This is a genomic window from Pirellulales bacterium (assembly GCA_035546535.1).
In the GTDB taxonomy this organism is placed as follows: Bacteria; Planctomycetota; Planctomycetia; order Pirellulales; family JACPPG01; genus JACPPG01.
In genome coordinates this window covers 1-5,071 of the sequence record DASZWQ010000067.1, presented here as the reverse complement: position 1 = coordinate 5,071, position 5,071 = coordinate 1, and the positions used below count along the sequence as shown (strand labels likewise).

Genomic DNA, 5,071 nt, shown 5'->3' with positions numbered 1-5,071 from the left:
GGCTGGCGCGTTCGTCGTGGGATACATCGCCGTCTTGCCAGTATGGCGACAGGTAAAAGAAACCCAGAGGCAAGCGGCAGGCGCAGCGATTATTCCGCTAACGAAAACCGCCGAGACCTTAGAGCTAGAGCGCAAGGCCGTGTTCGATGTTCGTCAGTTAATGTCAGAGGTGCCTCGTCTAACTGACGAATATGAAAACGGGGACCCTCATCAAATCTATCAAACGTGGCCAACAAAGGCCGTTGAACTCATGCAGAGAACGGACCGCTGTCGCCAAGAGCTTCAACAATACATGGATCGTCATCCCGACACGGGACGGCAAATTGATAGTCTTCGCCGGTCAAGCGTGAAATACATTGCGATGCTTCACGACGCGTTGGGAACCATGACCCACGCGTTTGCACAAGAAACCGGCGGTCTATCCTACGAAGACGGCGACGAAGACCTCAGTGGCGAAACACTCAAGGAGGTTGGTAAAAAGGTCATGGATTGCTTCGACGACTTCGAACAATTCGCGCGGCAATTAGAACTTGCACTTGACGAAGAAATACCGAAAGTATGGTGTCGGGTGCGTGAACTTGAACGTGCGGCCGTTGGCTATGACTAATACTCAAGCGTCTCCGACATTGCGCGCACGCGACATGATGACAGTCGAAGATCTGTTCATACGAGACGGTTATGTCGTTAGATTTTCTGGCGGCCAAACCGCGTTCGGCGACCGAACGTTCGCAGAGTTTTTTCGTGACGAGTTGGGCGTCAACATCGATGATCCGAAGTGGTCGCAGGAAGGGTCATCGAAAGGGAAGCGGCTCCGCTATTTTCTACGAAACGTAGACGTTGCTCTTGCTGCTAAGACGCTAAAAGCGTTGTGGGAACATCGAGAGATATTCCGGAAGCGTCAAAAAATAGCTGAAGAGGTCGAGGGGGCACACGATCGATTTCTCGAACTACTGTCGCAATTGGGCCATAAGCCGAGAGAAGAAAGCGCTGCATCAAAAGAAGACTTTCAGCATGTGAAGTACGATGTAATTCAAAACGCGCTTTTGTCACTTACGAAATTGCCGCCGCATGAACGTGGTTACAAATTCGAGACGTTCCTCAGGAAGTTATTTGATGCTTTTGGACTACAGGCTGAACGGCCATTTCGGCTCACTGGAGAGCAAATTGACGGAAGCTTCGTTTTAGATGAGGCGATTTATCTTGTCGAAGCGAAATGGCACAACGAAATGACGGGTGCCAGCGACCTGCATGCGTTCCACGGCAAGGTGGATCAGCGGGCAGCTTGGAGCCGCGGATTGTTCGTTAGCTATAGTGGCTTTACGGAACAAGGAATCATAGCCTTCGGTCGTGCGCGAAAAGTGATTTGCCTTGATGGACGCGATCTCGGCGAAACCTTCCAACGTCGTCTTCCGTTGCCTGAAGTGCTGCGCCGCAAAGTTAGAAGAGCCGTTGAGCACGGCGTAACGCTTGCGCGCGTGTCTGACTTATTCGGCTAATCCGTGAATGTCCCTGAGTGAGAAGGGTACTCCACGGCTGGCCTTTGTCGGCTACAAGCCCGCGCCGAAGCTAGGAGCCGTGCCGGTTCGTGTTTCGGCCGCGGCGGGTAGATCGGGCTCCCCGAGCGGTTTCCGGTTTGGCCTTGATGGCGCGGCCCGGGCGCGGCCCCGGGGATTTCGCTTTGAAAGTAGAGGAGGGAATTGTGAACTAAGCTCTTGATTTAGTTGGCTCCCCGGGCCGGATTCGAACCAGCGACCAACCGGTTAACAGCCGGTTGCTCTACCACTGAGCTACCGGGGAACAGGGCTCAAGTGCTTACGCAGGCGCATATAACAAAGTCGCTCCCGCTTTGAAAGCGTGCAGCGCAACGGAATTGCGGCCTGCCGGGACACAGCTCGCGGCGGCTCGCTCGGCCCGCCCTCGCTGCACTCCAGCCTTCCCTCGCTCCGCGAGCAAAGGCTGGAGGCCACGCCCGGAATTGAACCGGGGTACACGGTTTTGCAGACCGTTGCGTAACCACTCCGCCACGTGGCCCATTGCCGGCGTGATTGATATGCCGGATGTGCCGGCACCGGCAAGTTGCTGCTCTATAAAGGCAAGCTGCTGCTCTATAGAGGCAAGCTGGGGTGCTCTATAGAGGAATGAGCGGTTGCGGGCAACGGTTCGGCCGGGCGCGGCCGTGATGCAAGTCGCCACCGGCCGCTTGCGTTTTGTCGGGCCGTGCAGCACAACCCGGCGCATTGCTGCGCAGCATTTTGCCGCCCAGGGGGATGCAAAACGATGTTCGACAGCGTGCTCGCACGCCGGATGATGGTGGACGGACAGGTCCGAACCGTCGACGTTCACAGTCCCGAGCTGATCGCCGCCATGCTGGACGTGCCGCGGGAGCGTTTCGTGCCGCGGCGGCTGGCAGAACAGGCCTATGTCGACGGCGAGCTCGATCTCGGCAACGGCCGCGCCATGCTGGCGCCGATGGTGTTTGCCAAACTGGTCGAGGCCGCCCAGCTCACGGGCGGCGAACACGTGCTCGATGTCGGCTGCGGCCTTGGCTATTCGGCGGCCGTGCTTGCGCAGTTAGCCGGTTCCGTTGTGGCATTGGAAGAGGACCCGGATTTAGGCCGCCAAGCCCAGGCATCGCTGGCCGGTAGCGGTCCTGCAAGGGTGGTCGTCGTGCAAGGGCCGCTGGCTGCCGGATGGCCCGCTGCAGCGCCCTACGATTTCATCCTGCTCGATGGAGCAACCGAGGTCGTTCCCGAGGCCCTCGGCCGCCAGCTCAAGCCAGGCGGGCGACTCGCCTGCATTTTCGGCCACGCACCGGCGGCCAAGGCCACATTGTTTCGCCTGGCCGAAGGCCATCTTGTCGGCAGGCCGATTTTCGACGCCGGAGCCGTGACTCTGCCGGGCTTTCGCGCCGCGCCGACCTTCGTTTTCTAGCTGGTTCGCCGGCCGCCATCGCGTGCCGCTGTCGGGCCGCGGTTACGCGGCGATTACCTGTGGCGCATATGTGCCATTGATCGGAATTCTGTGCAGCTTCTCTCCCCAGGACTTTTATGCCGCTATGACGGCGCTTAATGTGCTCAATCCGGCGCCGTTGCGGGGTTCCGACGGCGGAGGAGTCGGGTAAGGGCCACAACAGGCCTCGGCGATTGCCGAATGGGTGGGTGCGGGGAAGCGTTGGTGTCGTGGGTCATGCGCAGTAGCGGGGCACGGGCATTTGTCCTGTCCGCGTCGAGCCTCGCCTTAATCTTCGCTGCCGTTGCAATACCCTGCAGCGAAGCGGCAGCGGACACGCTCGAATGGGCGTTGGTACAAGCCTACCAGAACAATGCCTCACTCAATGCCCAGCGCGCAGCGTTGCGCGCCACCGACGAGAACGTGCCGCAGGCGCTGTCGGGCTATCGCCCCAGGCTGAGCATTACCGCGAACGGCGGCGAGAATTATACAAGCAACGTCGCAAAAACCTACACCAACGGGACCACCGGCTTTCTGGCCAGCGGCCCTTGCGTCGGGTCATTCCCTTCGGGCTGCCTCGCCGCCACGACCAGCGTGTCTGTGCCGTATACGTCGCGCGGGGTCGGAGCGTCAGCCACCGAGACGCTGTACAATGGCATGCAAACCGCCAACCGGGTGCGTCAGGCGGAAAGCCAAGTCATGGGTGCGCGCGAAACATTGCGTGTGACCGAGCAGCAGGTGCTGCTCGACGCCGCCACCGCTTACATGAATTTGCTGCGCGACGAAGCGATCCTCGAACTGAACCGCCGCAACGTCGAAGTGCTCACCGAGCAACTCAAGCAGACACGCGACCGCTTCACGGTTGGCGAGGTGACGCGCACGGATGTAGCACAGGCGGAATCGCGCCTCGCCGCGGGCCGCTCGGCTTTGCTTGGCGCGCAGTCGAACTACATGACCTCGTCAGGCAATTACCGGCGCGTGATCGGCGTCGCGCCGGGCAAGCTTGCGCCCGGCGTTCCTGTTGATCGCTTTTCGCCGCCATCGCTCAAAGCCGCGATTTCGCAGGGCGAGGCGCTAAGCCCCTCGGTGCTGGCGGCGTCATATGGTGTCGATATTGCGGAACTGGCGGTGAAGATCAACGAGGGATCGCTCTATCCGAACCTGACTTTGGCGGCCAACGTTTCACAGAACTGGGAGCCGACCTTTAACACCGCCCGGCAATTCCTTGCTTCCGTCGCCGGCCAATTGACCATCCCGATCTATCAGGGCGGCGGCGAATATGCCGCCATTCGCCAATCCAAGGAAACGCTCGGTCAGCAGCGTCTGAACCTCGACGTCAACCGCGACCAGGCGCGCGCCACGGTGGTGCAAAATTGGGGACAGCTCGTCGCCGCAAAAGCACAGATCGAAGCGACCACCGCGCAGGTCAATGCCGCCGAAATCGCGCTCAACGGCGTGCGCGAAGAGGCACGCGTCGGCCAGCGCACGACGCTCGATGTGCTCAACGCGCAACAGGAACTGGTCAACGCGCGCGTGGCGCTGGTCACTGCGCAGCACGACCGTGTCGTCGCGTCGTACACCTTACTGGCTGCGGTCGGCGCGCTGGCGGTGCGGACGCTCGGCCTCAACGTGCCGGTCTACGATCCCGAAGTGCATTATCGGCAAGTGCGCGATGCCTGGATCGGTCTGCGCACGCCCGACGGCCGCTAGGACTCATACGGATGTGGCCGTCCACAGCCGTTCTCTTGCATCCACATTTCGCCGTGACATACTGAAACATGAACTGAAAGCGGTATCGCCAAGCTGAAAGCGGTATCGCATACTCATCACGACCGATTCGGCGGCGGGCACGCAGGCGTAACAAGGCCAAGCCAATGGGGCCGAGGCGGGCGACCCGCCTGGGTGATCGCGCTGCCGGGCAGGGCTGGCATAGACCGATAGGCAGCGGGACCAGGCAGCGGGGATGCGGGCATGACGCAGCCGGCGAAGGCACAGGAACCATCGATGGAGGAAATTCTAGCCTCCATCCGTCGCATCATTGCCGACGACGACACGACGACCAAATCGCCGCAGGCGGCGTCGGCGCCCGAATCGCCAGCCGCGCAGCCGGCACCGATTCCTG

4 protein-coding genes and 2 tRNA genes are annotated in these 5,071 nt (G+C 60.5%); 4 read left to right on the top strand and 2 right to left on the bottom strand.

Features of this window, described 5'->3' with window-relative positions; genetic code table 11:
• Nucleotides 1-607: hypothetical protein (locus VHD36_09250; GenBank protein ID HVU87496.1), on the top strand; the 607-nt coding region annotated here is incomplete at its 5' end.
• Between the two features lie 34 nt (nt 608-641).
• Nucleotides 642-1,496 carry a restriction endonuclease gene (locus VHD36_09245; protein ID HVU87495.1) on the top strand — a complete coding sequence of 285 codons (855 nt, stop codon included), beginning with the start codon at nt 642-644 and terminating at the stop codon, nt 1,494-1,496.
• Between the two features lie 226 nt (nt 1,497-1,722).
• Here the strand turns inward: VHD36_09245 and VHD36_09240 are convergent.
• A tRNA-Asn gene (locus VHD36_09240) sits at nt 1,723-1,797 on the bottom strand.
• Nucleotides 1,798-1,957: 160 nt separating this feature from the next.
• Nucleotides 1,958-2,031: transfer RNA gene (locus VHD36_09235), tRNA-Cys, on the bottom strand.
• 246 nt (nt 2,032-2,277) lie between these two features.
• Between VHD36_09235 and VHD36_09230 the strand changes: the two genes are divergently transcribed.
• Nucleotides 2,278-2,931 carry a protein-L-isoaspartate O-methyltransferase gene (locus tag VHD36_09230; protein HVU87494.1) on the top strand — a complete coding sequence of 218 codons (654 nt, stop codon included), beginning with the start codon at nt 2,278-2,280 and terminating at the stop codon, nt 2,929-2,931.
• Between the two features lie 219 nt (nt 2,932-3,150).
• Nucleotides 3,151-4,659 (top strand): TolC family outer membrane protein, encoded by a 1,509-nt coding sequence (locus VHD36_09225; protein HVU87493.1) that lies wholly within the window; start codon nt 3,151-3,153, stop codon nt 4,657-4,659.
• Nucleotides 4,660-5,071: the final 412 nt, after the last annotated feature.